Source organism: Mesorhizobium sp. M4B.F.Ca.ET.089.01.1.1 (assembly GCF_004022605.1).
Classification (GTDB): Bacteria; Pseudomonadota; Alphaproteobacteria; order Rhizobiales; family Rhizobiaceae; genus Mesorhizobium; species Mesorhizobium abyssinicae.
In genome coordinates, this window is record NZ_RZOS01000116.1 from 1 (window position 1) to 14,119 (window position 14,119).

Consider the following 14,119-nt stretch of genomic DNA (forward strand, 5'->3'; position numbering starts at 1 on the left):
GGATCGAAGGTCGTCATCGGCCCGACCGAACTGCCGGCCGCGCAGCACATCGCCAAGCTGTCGGGCTCGACGCGGCCGCCGGTGCTGGCGCTGGCCGACAATTTTTCCGGCGGCCCCGGCGTCTATGCCGTGCGCCTCAGCGAGGCCGACAGCGCGGCGGCGGGCGCGGCGGCGATCGCGGCAAAAGGCGCCAAGAAATTCGTGTTGCTGGTGGCCGCGGGCAGCGATGCCGGCGCTGTCGAAAAGCGGGTCGCCAACGGCCTCAGCATCTATGGCGCGGCACTTGCCGTCACCCTGCCCTACTCGCCGGCCGACGGCGGCGCAAAGGCGGTTGCCGACATGGGCTCGCTGGTGGACGCGCCCGATGCCGTGATCGTCGCCAGCGGAGACACCAGCCCGTCGCCGGTGCTTGCGGCGCTGAAGTCAAAAGGCATTCCCGGCAAGACGGTTTCGCTGATCGGAACCGATCGCTGGCTGGAGCATCGGATCGATCCGTCGTTCGAAGGCGCCTATATCGCCACGCTCGACCAGAGCGAGACCGGGCCGATCGCCGACCGTTTCAACGCGACCTTCCACTACCCGGCCGACGTCAATGTCGCCTATGCCTACGACATGGTGGCGCTGTCCGCGGGCGTTGTGAGCGCCGTCGGACCGAACGGCTTCAGCAAGCAGGTGCTGGAAAACGCCAGCGGCTTCCGCGGCTCGACCGGCCTGTTCCGCTTCCGCGCCGACGGCTCCAGCCAGCGCACGATGCCGTTCTACCGGATCGAGAAGGGCGCGCTGAAGCTGGTGGCGAAGTCGACCGCGGGGTTTTGAGGGAAGCGGGCCTCAGTTGAGCTGCTGCAGAACGCCCGAACTGCTGGCCAACATCCAGCTCTCGTAGATCTGGAACACAATCGAGCAGATCGCGGCAATGGCGATAGGCACACCGAAGGGTACGACGCCCTTGCGGTCGAGATGCTGGACATAGAGCTGGAAGGCGCCCTGCGGCAGCATCAGAGGGTTCTTGACCACCATCGCCATGATCAGAGCAAACAGCAGCAGCAGTACCGAAAAGACGACCAGACCGCTGCCGCCGATCAGTAACGGTATGATGGCCATCAACTTGACGTCGCCGGCGCCGACCTTGCGCAAGATCCAGAACGGGAAGAGCACGACAAACAGCAAGAGGCCGGCGAGCGCGCTCAAGCCCATGTCCCACCACGATCCGGACTGAACCGACAGAAGTTGCAGGGAACCGAGGCCCAGGCAAAGCAGCAGCAGCACGTCGCGATTGGTTATCTTCTGGGTGGTGAAGTCGACCCAGGCGATCCTGGCGAGCAGAGGGATGGCAAGCGCCTTGAGCAGCAGCGACGCGCCGAGCAGCATAGCTATTGCCGCTCGACGTTCTGCACGCTGGAGGACAGAAGCTTCAGATTGTTGGCCACGGTCGGGTCGTTGGGTGCCAGCTCATAGGCCTTGAGGAAGTTGGTGCGGGCATTCTGCAGCTTGCCGCGCAGCAGATAGGAATAGCCGAGATTGTTGTAGTATTCGGGCGTGCCGCCGAGCAGCTTGAAGGCGCGGCTATAGGCCAAATCGGAAAGGTCGAAGCGGCGGATGCGATCGCAGGAAGCAGCAAGCCCCAGCCATGCAACGCCATCGTTGGGCGCCAGCCGAGTGGCCTTGTAGAACAGGGCGCCGGCATTGCCGTAGTTTTCCGAGCGGAACTGGTTCTTGGCCTCGGCGACCGCCTGGTCCGAGGCATAGTAGTCGACATCACTGACCGTCTTCAGCCCGTCGAACGTATCGCCAAAGGACGTGACGTCGCCCTTGGAGGGTTCGTTGGTGCGAACGACGCCATCGGTTGGATCGGTCTGGCAACCGGCAAGCAGCACAATGAGCACACCTGTAGCGGCGGCGAGGCGTATTTTCCCTGTCATTCTGTCCCCCAGGGGTCCCCCGACTCCAATTCGAATCTAAGCATATGACAGGCTAGAAGAAAATGCCTCTCATGCGAATGACCACCGGTAACATGATGACCATCAACACAACAGGAAAAATACACAGGCCCAATGGAATCATCATCTTGACCGGCAAAGCGTTGGCGCGCTCCTCGGCGCGCAGAATTCTCTGGCTGCGCATCTCGTCGCTATAGACGCGCAAGGCGTCGGTCAGGCTGGTGCCGAGTTCTTCCGATTGCCTGAACAGCACGGCCAGAGCCCGCGCCTCGTCAAGTCCGATGCGATCGGCCAGGTCGCGCAATGCCTCGCGCAACGGCTTGCCGGCGCGCAGTTGCAAATTCATGATGGAAAGCTGAATACCCAGCCATTTGTGGGTGCCAGCCAGTTCGTTGCTGACCCGCTCGACCGCTGCCTCCAGGCTCATGCCAGCATCGGCGCAAGTGATCATCATATCCATGAAATCGGGAAAGCCGCGACGATATACCTGTTGCAGCGTCTTCTCAAAACGGTCGAGAGCCACACTGGGAACGACCAGACAAGCGAGCCCGCACAGGGCGGCACCGGCAAAGGTGAAGACGCTGGGCAATTGCGGCAGGACAAAGGGCAGGAGCGTGAAGGCGGCCAGGAAGCCGGCACCGACCGCAGCGAAGCGCAACAAGGTGTAGACAAGGGGCGCGCTCGGCTGGTGGAAGCCGGCGCGAAAGAGCTTCGCCTCGAGCGCGTTTGGTGCACCTCGCTCCTTCTCGATTGTGCGAAAGTAGGCCTCGATCGGCCGCTGGGCCGCTATACGGGCGAGTTGCTCCTGACCGACCAGCGAACGACGATCGGCTATCCCCTCGGCGATGAGACTTTGCGCGACCAGCTTTCGCGTCTGCAACGCTGGCAGAAAGACCAGCGCGCCGAACAGGAAGAGCGCCACCGCCGCCAGGAAGACAGCCATGGAAACCAGAAAGCCCACATCCTGAATGTTCGAGAACACGTTTGTCCGCCGCTCCTCAGAAGTCGAAATTAACCATGCGGTACATGACGAAGTCGCCGAGAAGCGCCCACGCCCCGAAAATCACGAACACAGGCGTGATGACCGGATTGTTCCAGACGTTGCCGTAGTAGGCCGGGGCAGCGAACTGGAGGATGATGAACATGACCACCGGAAATAGAGAGATGACCCATGCCGACATTCGTCCCTCGGAAGAGAGCGCCCTGATCTTCATCCGGAGCTTCTGCCTCTCGCGCAGCACCGATGAGAGATTGGCGAGGATCTCGGTCAGGTTGCCACCCGTCTTGGACTGGATGGAAAGGGATACCGAAAGCAGGTGAAGACCTTCGTATCCTACCCGCTGCGAAAGTTTTCGAACGGCGTTTTCGAGGCTGAGACCGAAAGTGATTTCGTCGGCGACGATGCCGAATTCAGTGCCGAGCGGGTCAGGCATCTCGCGCGCGACCAGCGCTATCGCCACCGAAGATGGATGCCCGGCGCGCAGCGACCGCACGATCATGTCGAGGGCATCCGGCAACTGCCTGGCGAACTTCTGGACGCGCTTGTTGCGGGCGCGCCGAAGAACAAGAAGCGGCAACGCAAAGCCCACCAGCACGAAAACGCTCAGCGCCGCGACCATCGACAGGGCGAGGAGCAATTTCAACATCAAGGCGAGCACCAACCCGGCAAGAATGAACATTGCACCGAAAGCCAACGGATTGCCGGTGATACCTGACTGCGTGTAAAGCCGGTTCAAGGCGACCATGCCGAAGATAAAGTCTCCGGATTCGGTCAGCCCGCGTTCCCGCAACAGACCTTGCAAGGTCTTCTCGGCCGGCGCTTCTTCGGCAAGGCGCGACAGACGCCGATTTATGACGCCGGCTCTGACTCGCCGCGACGCGTAAGACAGATAGAAGGACTCGGCTGCAAGGATCACCGACGCAGCCGCGAGCACATAGATGAAATAGAGCAGCGTTTGACTGGTCGGCATCAGAGCGGCACCTGCGGATTGAATGCATCCTTGCCGAAGTGGTGCCCGAGCGTCGCAGCTTCCTGGGCGAACCGCGGTCGGACGCCGGTCGCGCGAAACTCGCCGACAATCTGTCCTTCGGCCGTCACCTCCCGGCGGACGAAATGATAGATCTCCTGGAGCTGGACGACATTGCCTTCCATGCCGGTCAGTTCCGATATGGAAATGACACGCCTGCCGCCATCGGAAAGCCGTTGCGTCTGCACGATGATGTCGATGGCCGAAGCGATCTGCGCCCGAATGGATTCGTGGGTCATCGGCATGCCGGCCATGCCCACCATCTGTTCCAGGCGAGACAGCGCATCACGTGGCGTGTTGGCATGGATGGTGGTCATCGAGCCTTCATGGCCAGTGTTCATGGCCTGCAACATGTCGAAGGCTTCCTCGCCGCGAACCTCGCCGACGATGATGCGGTCGGGCCGCATGCGCAGCGCATTCTTGACCAGCTCGCGCTGGCGGACCTCGCCCTTGCCCTCGACATTGGGCGGGCGCGTCTCCAGCCGGCCGACATGCGGCTGCTGCAGTTGCAGTTCCGCCGCGTCCTCGATGGTGACCAGGCGCTCCTTGCTCGGAATGTAGCTCGACAGCGCGTTGAGCAAGGTCGTCTTGCCGCTGCCGGTGCCGCCGGAAACAAGGATCGACTTGCGCGCCTGCACGGCGATCCTGAGCAAATCGACCATCGGCGGGCGTATCGAATTGAACGCGATCAGCCGCTCCAGTGAATAAGGATGCTTGGAGAATTTGCGGATCGAAACCAGCGGGCCATCGACCGAGATCGGCCGCACCGCGATGTTGACGCGCGAGCCGTCATCCAGGCGCGCATCGACCATCGGCGCGGATTCGTCGACGCGGCGGCCGATGGCCGAGACGATCTTGTTGATGACGCGCAGCAGATGCGCCTCGTCGCGGAAACGGATCTTGGTCTCCTCGAGCACGCCGCGGCGCTCGATGAAGACGCGATTGTGGGTGTTGATCAGGATGTCGGCGATCGAATCGTCTTTCAGCAGCGGTTCGATCGGTCCCAGGCCAAGCATCTCGTCGGCCGTGTCGCTGGTCAATTGATCGAGCTCACGGGCGTTGAGCGGAACGTTTCGATGGCGAACGAACTCGCGCACGATGGGCCGGATCTCGTCCAGGATTTCATCCTTGGAGGCGTTTTCAAGGGCGGTCAGATTGAAACGGTCGATGAGATGGCGATGCAGTTCGACCTTGAGCGTGAGAAAATCGTCGCCCTGCATTTCGGCATCCGGCGCCGGAGCGATTGCCGCTCCATTCGATGTCGCGACGACGGCCGCCGACTGCGACACGCGCGGCTCACTCGGTCCCTTGATGAAGCGCCCCAGCATATGACCCAAGCCCCCAGCAAACTTCCCTCAGTTTGGAAACTAAGCGTTAACCACCAGGGGCACAAGCGCCGAGCGCCTCCCAAAGGATCGAATACTTACAACATAGTTAAGATGAGACACCAAAAAAATCGTTTTATTTTTGGACTGTGCATTCGTGAGCACACCTCTGCTCCGGCCTCACGAAACGTTGCGCCCTGCAACGTGCGATTCCGTCACTGACGACCCTCGGTAAACCCTTACATATAAAGGACTATGCACATAGTCTAATATGATGATGCTACCGATATGGGTGGCGAAAGATTGTGAACGAATGGTTAAAGGCGCTTGAAAAATTAATCAAATCAATCCCTTGCCAAAATTAAACAGGCTTCCGTTCATGTATTCGAAGGTTAAGGAACTGTTAATCCCGTTTGACTCTGCTTTTTGGCGGGACTTAGATCAAGTCGACGGGGGATGCTTGGGTATGGGGTTCATCCTTAGCTCGTCTCGTCGGGTTCAACCTCCAAAGGGAGAAATTGGCATGAAGAAGCTCATGACGATGGCCCGGCAGTTCCGCGACGACGATAACGGCGCTGCTATGGTCGAATATTCCATCCTGGTCGGCATCATCGCCGCTTTGGCGATCATGGCAATTCTTGCGATCGGCGGCTGGGTTACCGGTCGTTTCACCGGTCTCTGCACCGCGCTGGACAACTCGCCGATCGGCGCCTGCAACGGAACGACGGGCATCGGCAGCTGATTACACAACAACGCTCAGGCCCGGATCGATCGATCCGGGCCTGAGTCTCCTCGCAGCGGGCGAATTGGGGCTTGGGGTACATGCGCGCCAACACTTTGATCATGATCGTCCTCGCCGGCGTGTTCGGCGTCCTGGCAGTGGTGCTTGTCAACATCTGGCTGGCAAGTCAGCGCAACGCGCTGGCCGAGGCCAATGGCGTACAGCGCGACACTGTGGTGGTAGCGGCAGTGCCGTTGAAATTCGGCGATACGCTCTCGGCCGACAAATTGCGTGAAATCGCATGGCCGGCGGGCGCGGTTCCGGCCGGCGCCTTCAAGACAACGAAAGAGATCCTGGCCGGCGAAGGCTCGAAGCAGGCGTTGCAAGCGATTGGCGCCAACGAGCCTGTCCTTGCCGCAAAAATCACCGGCCCTGGCCAGCGTGCCACGCTTTCGGCGGTGCTCGGCGAAGGCATGAAAGCCGTTTCCATCCGTGTCAACGACGTGCTCGGCGTCGCCGGCTTTGTCTTCCCAGGCGACCGCGTCGATATATTGTTGACCCGCACGGTGCGCGCCGATGGCGGGGCGGACAAGAGTTTTGTCGATGTGCTGCTGCAAAGTATAAAAGTGCTCGCCATTGACCAGGTTGCCGACGAGAGCAAGGAGAGCCCGACGGTGGCCAAAGCCGTGACCGTCGAAGTCAGCACCAAGGACGCGCAGAAGCTGACGCTCGCCGCAGGCGCTGGGCAGTTGTCGCTGGCGCTGCGTCAGGCGGCGGCCAACAAAGGCGAGACGACCGAGCGTGTCACGCTTTCTGACCTGACCGGCGACACGCCGAACGATGTCGCCACCAGGCAGGCTGAACTCGCCAAGCAGGCAGCGGCGGACGCCGCGGCCGCGGCCGATCGCAAACGCGCCGACGACAAGCTGGCCGGGCTGGCCAAGGCCGTCGAACGGGTGGACAACAAAATCGACGATCTGAGCAAGGTCAAGCCGGCTCCGGCTGTGGCATCTGCGCCGCAAGTGAAGGAAATTGTCAAGGAAGAGGTCAAATACGTGCAGCCGGAACCGCCGGCGCGGGCGACAATCGGTGTATTTCGAGGTATAAAACTCGAAACATACGATGTGCCGCGACAAAAATGACGCCGGCGCATTAGGATCGACACTCCGAATCAGCCGGCAGGGGGGTTAGCGTAGATGCGTGTGTACCGGAGACCACTGGCGGCCGCCGCTTTCGCCTTGTCCTGCGCATTGCTGCCGCTAAGTCCCGTGGCCCATGCCGCCGACCGCCGCATCGACGTGTCGAACCCGACTATCCATCGCATCTTCGTGCCGGTGTCGCAGTCGGTGACGATCCAGGTGAACTCCACCCTTGGCGACATTGTCGTGGGTGACGAGAAGATCGCCGATGCCCAGCCGATGACCGACAAGACACTCTATGTCATCGGCAAAGGTGTCGGCACCACGACGGTCAACCTTTTCTCCGAAGACAAGCGGTCGCTGGGCACGCTTCAGGTTGAGGTCGGTCAAGATGTCAGCGACATGGCCGCGGCAATCCGCCAGGTGGCGCCGCGCGCGCGCATCGAGATCGGCTCGATCAACGGCAAGATCAGGCTGGCCGGTCATGTCAAGGATGCAGCGACGCTGGCCTCCATCATGGACGTCGCCCAGCAATATGGTCCCGACGCGATTATCAACTCCGTGACCATCGACGACAGCCAGCAGGTCAACCTGGAAGTGCGCGTGCTGGAGGCCAAGCGCAACGCCGGCCGCGACCTCGGCGTCTCGATCAAGAGCACGAATGGCAGCGGCACGAGCCGTACGGGAACGGGCATTGCGGCCGTCGACGAAGACGACGTAGTGCTGGGACCCGGGAACCTGCTTAGCGGCCTGTTGTCGAACACCAATCCCTTCGCGGCACTGATCACCCGCGTCATCGACAGCAACATTAAGGTCGACCTGATCATTGAAGCGCTTGAGGCCAAGGGCGTGGTGCGCACGCTTGCTGAACCCAATCTCACCACCTTGTCCGGTGAGTCGGCCAGCTTCAACGCCGGCGGCGAAGTCCCGATCCGCAGCATCGGCACCGACGGCAATATCCAGATCGAATTCAAGCAATTTGGCGTCAATCTGCTGTTCACGCCTGTCGTGATGGATGACAGCAAGATCCATATCAAGCTGGCGCCGGAAGTGAGCGACCTGACCGGCTTCACCTCAGCCGGCGACCCGATCTTCACCAACCGCAAACTGTCGACCGTGGTCGAACTGCGCGACGGTCAGAGTTTCGCCGTCGGCGGGCTCCTGTCGAGCAAGACCACCAAGCTGCAGAACCAGGTGCCATGGCTCGGCCAGGTTCCGGTTATCGGCGCGCTGTTCCGCAATTCGAGCAACCAGAAGGAAGAAACCGAGCTGGTTGTCATCGTCACGCCGCATCTCGTACGGCCCAGCCCGGTGAGCAATTGGCAACGCCGTTCGACAAGACGCGACCGGCCAATGATCCGGAGTTCTTCATCCTCGGCCAACTCGAGGTGAACAAGGACATGATCCGCCAGTATGAACACGGCGAAGGCGTCACCGGCCCTTATGGCCACATGCTGGACGTGAAATCGAAGGACAAGATGCTCTATGTCAAAAAATAAGCTCTTGCTCGTCGTTCTGGGCAGCGGCCTGCTGACAGGCTGCGCCGCAGACTATCTCAACAACTACGATTCGGTGACGCTGGCGGCAGGCGATACGCAGAAATTCAATTCGCTGCTGCAGACGGTCGACCCATACAATCCGGCTTCGAACAACACGAAAATCGAAGGCGACGGCGAGCGCGGCGTGGGCGTGATTAGAAGCTACAGAGTTCCGCCGCCACCGGCACCAACGACGAATATGACTGTCAATGTCGGCACTTCGGGTGTGACCAACGGAGCGAATTGAGCAGAAGGATGCGGTGCGCCGGGCATTCGAGGGGCTTGGCGTGAAGGGGTAAGGGGTAGGGCCATGTTGCGAGCTATTCGCGCGTTCTGGCACGATCAGAGAGGGTTGGCGCTGATCCTCGTCAGCGTCATGTTACCGGCGATCATCGGCTTCTCGTTGCTGGCGATCGATATGAGCCGGGTCAACAATCTGCACAATGATTTGCAGAAGGGCGCCGATGCCTTCGCGCTTGCGGCCGCGGCGGAATTGGACGGAAGGACCGGTTCCTGGGCGCGGGCCGAGCGCGCCATGGCGACGCTGGTCGCCAACGAAAGCAATTTCTCAAACGCCGGCAGGGTTGGTCTGACAGCGGGCCAACCGGGAGGCACGCAGCGCTGCAACAGCGCCGGAAGCATCTCCTGGTGCTTCCTCAAGGCCATTCCCCCCAATGACGGAACCATCATAACAGCGGCCAACCAAACTACATATCTGGCCGACAACACCCCCTCTGTCGGAGAGCCGCAAACGCGCTTTATCCAGGTCACTGTCGTCCCCACCGGCTTTGCCGCGATCTTCCCGGCCTCGTTCATAACAGCCGGCGCTAGCGACGGCTTCAACGTCGGCGCCGTCGCCGTAGCCGGATTCAACTCCGGCGTCTGCGACTTCACTCCCGTCTTTATCTGCAATCCCTATGAGAACGACCCCGACGGGATAACGCTTGAGCAGGCCGTTTCAAATCCTGCCTTGCATCGCCGCCTGATCGAACTCCGGAAGGTCGGCAACGGGGCGGCGGCCGGTCCTGGCAATTTCGGCTTCCTTGAGCCGCCGGAAGGTTTTGGCAACGGCGCGCAGGCTCTCGCTCAGACCATTGCCACATCGAGGCCGATCGGCTGCTATTCCTCCGACGGTGTGACCACCAAGACCGGTCAGAATGCCGGCCCCGTCCAGGATGCTTTCAATGTTCGCTTCGGCATCAGGGCCGGCGGAAGTCACTTCAACAGCCCTGAATATGGACCGGCGGCAAACGTCAGGAAAGGCGCGGCAGCCGGAGGAAATGGTAACGGAAACGAGAATGGCAACGGAGGAGGCGGAGGTGGCCAATGTCCCTCCTATAACCAGTTGACGTTCGGCACCCCCAATATGGGCCTGCCTCGGGACGCCGCCACGCCCAACATGAACGGGCGGATGGGCGACGGCAATTGGCCGCTTTTTACCGAAGGACTGACCCCAGGATATTGGAATACAAACTTCGGCTCCGCCAGTTTCCCATCGTCATGGACTACGACCAAGCCGACCCGCTACGAGGTCTACCGATACGAGATAGCACAAGGCCTTGTTGGAACGGCGTCGGCGGGCGGCGAGACAGGAACCCCGCCAAACTCTTGCCAGCCGCCCGTCACGACGGTCGATCGTCGCCTGCTCTATGGTGCAATCCTGAATTGCAACGCGCTCGAAGCACAAGGTAATGACCTGTCTGGCCACAGCACCAACCTTCCTGTCGAGGCATTCGGCAGCTTCTTCCTGACCGAACCGGTATCATCCCCGTCGGATGATGGTTCCGTCATGGTTGAGCTGGTCGACATCACCGGGCGGGGCGGCCAGGGCACGCTCGACAATTTCCTGCGCGACGAACCCCAGCTCTATCGGTGACGTCGATGTCGAGCAGGCTGTCCCACATCCTCAGCCGTTTCCGCCGTGACCAGCGCGGCACCGCGCTTGTCGAGATGGCCCTGATAGCGCCGCTGATGCTGCTGCTGTCGGCGGGTGTGTTCGAGTTCGGCAATCTCATCCACAAGAAACTGTTGATAGAAGCGGGCCTGGACGACGGGGCGCGGTACGCCGCACGCTGCAACAGCGCGCTCTACACCAGTGCCGGGCTCACCATCAACTGTGCTGACATCGCCGCCAACATCGCCGTCTTCGGCAATGCGGCTGGAACCGGCAATTCACGTGTCGCGGGATGGGCAAAGTCCGACGTGACCGTAACCATTGCCGCCAGCGGCTCCTGCCATGACGCGGTGGTTGCCGGCGTCACGCAGTATCGGTCCACCACTTCCCAGGTCTGCATCGTCAGGGCGGCCGGCACCTATGCCTATGCGGGCATCGGCATGCTGTCTCTGCTTGGCATCAATCCGATCACACTGACCGATTTCCACGAGGAGCGGTTTACCCGGTTCTGATCATGATCAGGCGTTTTGCAACATCCGAAGACGGCGCCACAGTGGTGGAAATGTCCATCGTCTCGGTGTTGCTTTTTACGCTTGTCCTCGGCTTCGTCGATTTCGGCTACGCGCTCTACCAATGGAATGCCGCGACCAAGTCCGTGCAGATCGGCGCGCGGCTGGCATCGATTTCCGACCCGGTCGCAACCGCGCTTACCACAGCCGCGCCAATCTCGAGTCCGGGCGCGCCGGTGGTCGCTGGCGCCTATGGACCATTCGTCTGCGGCTACACCGCCGGGACGGGCACCTGCAGCAACAGCGGCAACTTCAGCGCCGCCAATTTCAGCCGTGTCTTTCGCGGCGACACTGCGAACACCAACGACGACGAGTGTCCGACAATCACCGCGGCCCAGCGACTGACCATGCGGCCCGGCATGTGCCACTTCTTCCCCGGCCTGCGGCGTAGCGATGTCGTCATCACCTATGCAGCAAGCGGTCTCGGCTACCAGACACGGCTCGGCGGGCCGGTGCCGACAATCACCGTCAACCTTCGTAACATCACCTTCCAGTTCTTCTTCCTGAGCTGGTTGTATGCCAACAAGGCCATGCCCTCCATGCTCAGCACGGTCACGGGCGAAGATTTGAAGAGTACCTCGCCATGAACGCCATCGACACCAAGGTCCTCCCGACCAGGCGCAAGCAGGTCGCCCTGTTCTCGTCGGATCCGCAGTTCAAGCGCGATGTGGCGACAAGGCTCGATGCGCTGGCGATCTATGACGTCCAGGTCTCGGAGCCAGGCGACTTCCTCAAAGGGCCACCCGCCGATGCGCGTCCCGGTATCGTCATCCTCGACCTTGGCAATGGCGAGCTGCTCGGCCAGCCGGGCATCGTCGAGGCACGCGCCAAATGGGCCTCGGTGCCGCTGATCGCGATCTCGGACGAGTTGACGTCGGAGCGGACGCGCGTGCTGGTGCGCATGAACGCTTCGGACTGGCTGCACAAGCCGCTCGATGCCAAGGAACTGCTCAACGCCGTCACCTTCCACGACACCGGCAACCAGGGCACCAAGAGCCGGATCATCACCTTCATCGCCGCCAGCGGCGGCGCCGGCGCCACGACGCTTGCGCTGTCGGCGGCGGAATACCTGGCCTCGAAGTCTGCCGAGCGCGCCGCCTCGACCTGCCTGGTCGACCTCGATTTCCAGAGCGCCAATTGCGGCGCCTATCTCAACCAGTTCAACCAGTTCGACCTGTCGGGCATCATCGGCCAGCCGGAACGGCTCGACGTCGAATTGATGGACGTCATCAAGCTTTCGCGCCCGTCCGGTCTGACGCTCTACTCCTTCGAGCGGCCGGAGTTGCCGTTCGAGCCGCGCGGCGCCGATTTCGTGCTCAGGCTGCTCGACCTCGTCGCCTACCGCTTCGACGACATCGTCATCGACCTGCCGAACATCGAGACGCCCTGGCATAGCTCGGTGCTTTCGACGAGCGATGAGATCTTCATCGTCTTCGAGCTCAACGTCGCCTCGCTCAGGCAAGGCAAGCGCCTCTACAAGAAGATCCGCGAGCTGCGCGGCAACCAGGTGAGCATCACGCTGGTCGCCAACAAGCACAAGCGCAAATGGTTCGGAAACCACTTCTCGCGCAGCGAGCTGGAGAAGATCTTCAAGGCGCCGCACATCAAATCGGTCGCGCTCGACAATGCGCTTTTGACCGACGCGCTGAATCGCGCCATCCTGCCTTCCGAAGTCGACGGGCGGGCGCGCTTCAACAAGGATTTGAAGCTGATGTTCAAGGAACGGCTCAGCGATGCCGGCCGCTAGAGCAATTCCAGGAAAAGTGCGCAGCGGTTTTCCGTCCGGAATTGCGTCAAAACAAATAGCTGGGGCGGGTCAGCGATTCCATGAAGCGCTGAACCGCTCCAGGCCGCACATCATCCGTGCCTTCGTCGGCGCCTGCATCGCCGTGACGGCGCTTGTGTCGGGCCTGCCGCTCGCCGAGGCGCGGTCGGCGCTTGCCGACCGGCCGCCGCTGCCGGCCATGGGACCCAGCCTGAAGAAGACGGTCGCCTTCCAGACCCCCGAGCAGCCCGGCACGATCATCATCCGCAAGGACGAGAAGGCGCTCTACCTGGTGACGCGGCAAGGCCAGGCGCTGCGCTACCAGATCAGCGTCGGCCGCGACGGATTCGGCTGGACCGGAACGGTCAAGGTCGGGGCGAAGACCGAATGGCCCGAATGGCGGCCGCCCAAGGAGATGCGCGCCCGTCAGCCGGGATTGCCTGACATGGTGCCGGCCGGCCCCTACAATCCGCTCGGCGCGCGCGCGCTCTACCTCTTGCGCGACGGGCGCGATACGCTGTACCGCATACACGGCACCAACGATCCCAAGGGTGTCGGCTTCGACGGCACGTCAGGCTGCTTTCGCCTGACCAATACCGATGTGATCGACCTCTTCAAGCGCGTCGCGGTGGGCGCAAAGGTGGTGGTGGAATGACTATGATCAGCGACCCGGAGATGCCGGCGATCGAACTCGGCCCGCGGGAAGAAGTGGCCGTCGGCAAGCCAAGCCGCAAAGGCACCATTGGCCTTGTCGTGGCTGGCGCCGCGCTGGTCACGGTGGTGAACCTGACGGCCGCCGTCTACCTCTATCGCGGCATCAACGACCTGCGCACCGTGGAGGCGCGGCTGGAGCAGCTCGGCCAGTTCGAGCAGCGCATCAGCGCCCGTCTCGATACCGTCAACAACGGTTTCCAGAGCCGGTTCGAAAAACTCGACGACCAGCTGCAGGCGAAGTTCAACGAGGTCAATGGTGGCATCGCCCGGCTGGGCCAGAGCCGGCCAGTCGGCGACGAACCGATGGCGAGCGCGCCCGAGCCGGAGGCGGCCCCAGCCAGCACGGAGACGGAGCCGTCGGCCTTTGCCGAAAACACGGCGGATCCAGGATCCGTCGAAATGCCCCCGCTGAGGAAGCGGGCACCGCCGCCTGCCCCGAACCCTGCCTACCAGCGCATCCAGCAGGCGGACGGCAAGGTCTACTACCGCA

The 14,119-nt window shown here is 61.8% G+C and carries 16 protein-coding genes; 11 read left to right on the top strand and 5 right to left on the bottom strand.

Going from position 1 to position 14,119, the window contains the following annotated elements; genetic code table 11:
• A partial coding sequence (locus tag EN780_RS13690; RefSeq protein ID WP_128274260.1) for an ABC transporter substrate-binding protein occupies positions 1–816 on the top strand: 816 nt, incomplete at its 5' end.
• Positions 817–828: 12 nt separating this feature from the next.
• Here the strand turns inward: EN780_RS13690 and EN780_RS13695 are convergent.
• The 5 genes from EN780_RS13695 to EN780_RS13715 are packed head-to-tail and all read right to left on the bottom strand — an operon-like array spanning position 829 to position 5,292.
• Entirely contained in the window at positions 829–1,368 is a 540-nt protein-coding gene (locus EN780_RS13695) for a prepilin peptidase (RefSeq protein WP_128274262.1), read from the bottom strand.
• A 2-nt stretch (positions 1,369–1,370) separates the two neighbouring features.
• Positions 1,371–1,919 carry a tetratricopeptide repeat protein gene (locus EN780_RS13700; protein WP_128274264.1) on the bottom strand — a complete coding sequence of 183 codons (549 nt, stop codon included), beginning with the start codon at positions 1,917–1,919 and terminating at the stop codon, positions 1,371–1,373.
• A 52-nt stretch (positions 1,920–1,971) separates the two neighbouring features.
• Entirely contained in the window at positions 1,972–2,919 is a 948-nt protein-coding gene (locus tag EN780_RS13705; RefSeq protein ID WP_128274266.1) for a type II secretion system F family protein, read from the bottom strand.
• A 16-nt stretch (positions 2,920–2,935) separates the two neighbouring features.
• A complete protein-coding gene (locus EN780_RS13710) occupies positions 2,936–3,853 on the bottom strand; it encodes a type II secretion system F family protein (protein ID WP_245499956.1) in 918 nt (305 codons plus the stop codon).
• Positions 3,854–3,906: 53 nt separating this feature from the next.
• The gene (locus EN780_RS13715) at positions 3,907–5,292 is read right to left on the bottom strand and encodes a CpaF family protein (protein ID WP_128274270.1); all 1,386 of its coding nucleotides are present in this window, start codon (positions 5,290–5,292) and stop codon (positions 3,907–3,909) included.
• Positions 5,293–5,812: 520 nt separating this feature from the next.
• On the opposite strand from EN780_RS13715, the gene EN780_RS13720 reads away from it, so the two are divergent.
• The 10 genes from EN780_RS13720 to EN780_RS13765 all read left to right on the top strand — a co-directional run.
• A complete protein-coding gene (locus EN780_RS13720; RefSeq protein ID WP_128274272.1) occupies positions 5,813–6,031 on the top strand; it encodes a Flp family type IVb pilin in 219 nt (72 codons plus the stop codon).
• Between the two features lie 80 nt (positions 6,032–6,111).
• Entirely contained in the window at positions 6,112–7,152 is a 1,041-nt protein-coding gene (gene cpaB / locus EN780_RS13725; protein WP_128274274.1) for a Flp pilus assembly protein CpaB, read from the top strand.
• 126 nt (positions 7,153–7,278) lie between these two features.
• Positions 7,279–8,541: a type II and III secretion system protein family protein gene (locus EN780_RS13730; RefSeq protein WP_245499957.1), complete on the top strand. Its 1,263-nt coding sequence runs from the start codon at positions 7,279–7,281 to the stop codon at positions 8,539–8,541.
• 93 nt (positions 8,542–8,634) lie between these two features.
• Complete coding sequence (locus EN780_RS13735) at positions 8,635–8,934, top strand: hypothetical protein (RefSeq protein ID WP_128274276.1); 300 nt, start codon at positions 8,635–8,637, stop codon at positions 8,932–8,934.
• A 105-nt stretch (positions 8,935–9,039) separates the two neighbouring features.
• Positions 9,040–10,563 carry a pilus assembly protein TadG-related protein gene (locus EN780_RS13740; protein ID WP_245499958.1) on the top strand — a complete coding sequence of 508 codons (1,524 nt, stop codon included), beginning with the start codon at positions 9,040–9,042 and terminating at the stop codon, positions 10,561–10,563.
• Positions 10,564–10,568: 5 nt separating this feature from the next.
• Positions 10,569–11,093: a TadE/TadG family type IV pilus assembly protein gene (locus EN780_RS13745; RefSeq protein ID WP_128274280.1), complete on the top strand. Its 525-nt coding sequence runs from the start codon at positions 10,569–10,571 to the stop codon at positions 11,091–11,093.
• A gap of 2 nt (positions 11,094–11,095) precedes the next feature.
• A complete protein-coding gene (locus EN780_RS13750) occupies positions 11,096–11,737 on the top strand; it encodes a TadE/TadG family type IV pilus assembly protein (RefSeq protein WP_128274282.1) in 642 nt (213 codons plus the stop codon).
• Complete coding sequence (locus tag EN780_RS13755; protein WP_128274284.1) at positions 11,734–12,897, top strand: AAA family ATPase; 1,164 nt, start codon at positions 11,734–11,736, stop codon at positions 12,895–12,897. Before EN780_RS13750 ends, EN780_RS13755 begins: the two co-directional genes overlap by 4 nt.
• 142 nt (positions 12,898–13,039) lie before the next feature.
• Entirely contained in the window at positions 13,040–13,570 is a 531-nt protein-coding gene (locus tag EN780_RS13760) for a L,D-transpeptidase (protein WP_245499959.1), read from the top strand.
• The coding region (locus tag EN780_RS13765) for a hypothetical protein (protein ID WP_128274286.1) at positions 13,567–14,119 on the top strand (553 nt) is incomplete at its 3' end. The genes EN780_RS13760 and EN780_RS13765, both read left to right, overlap by 4 nt.

What these genes read in the sequence shown, in the direction of transcription:
- EN780_RS13720 (WP_128274272.1), top strand. Translation starts at nt 5,813, where the DNA reads ATGAAGAAGCTCATGACGATGGCCCGGCAGTTCCGCGACGACGATAAC.
- EN780_RS13735 (WP_128274276.1), top strand. Translation starts at nt 8,635, where the DNA reads ATGTCAAAAAATAAGCTCTTGCTCGTCGTTCTGGGCAGCGGCCTGCTG.
- EN780_RS13695 (WP_128274262.1), bottom strand. Translation starts at nt 1,368, where the DNA reads ATGCTGCTCGGCGCGTCGCTGCTGCTCAAGGCGCTTGCCATCCCTCTG.
- EN780_RS13745 (WP_128274280.1), top strand. Translation starts at nt 10,569, where the DNA reads ATGTCGAGCAGGCTGTCCCACATCCTCAGCCGTTTCCGCCGTGACCAG.
- cpaB (WP_128274274.1), top strand. Translation starts at nt 6,112, where the DNA reads ATGCGCGCCAACACTTTGATCATGATCGTCCTCGCCGGCGTGTTCGGC.
- EN780_RS13715 (WP_128274270.1), bottom strand. Translation starts at nt 5,292, where the DNA reads ATGCTGGGGCGCTTCATCAAGGGACCGAGTGAGCCGCGCGTGTCGCAG.
- EN780_RS13755 (WP_128274284.1), top strand. Translation starts at nt 11,734, where the DNA reads ATGAACGCCATCGACACCAAGGTCCTCCCGACCAGGCGCAAGCAGGTC.
- EN780_RS13750 (WP_128274282.1), top strand. Translation starts at nt 11,096, where the DNA reads ATGATCAGGCGTTTTGCAACATCCGAAGACGGCGCCACAGTGGTGGAA.
- EN780_RS13700 (WP_128274264.1), bottom strand. Translation starts at nt 1,919, where the DNA reads ATGACAGGGAAAATACGCCTCGCCGCCGCTACAGGTGTGCTCATTGTG.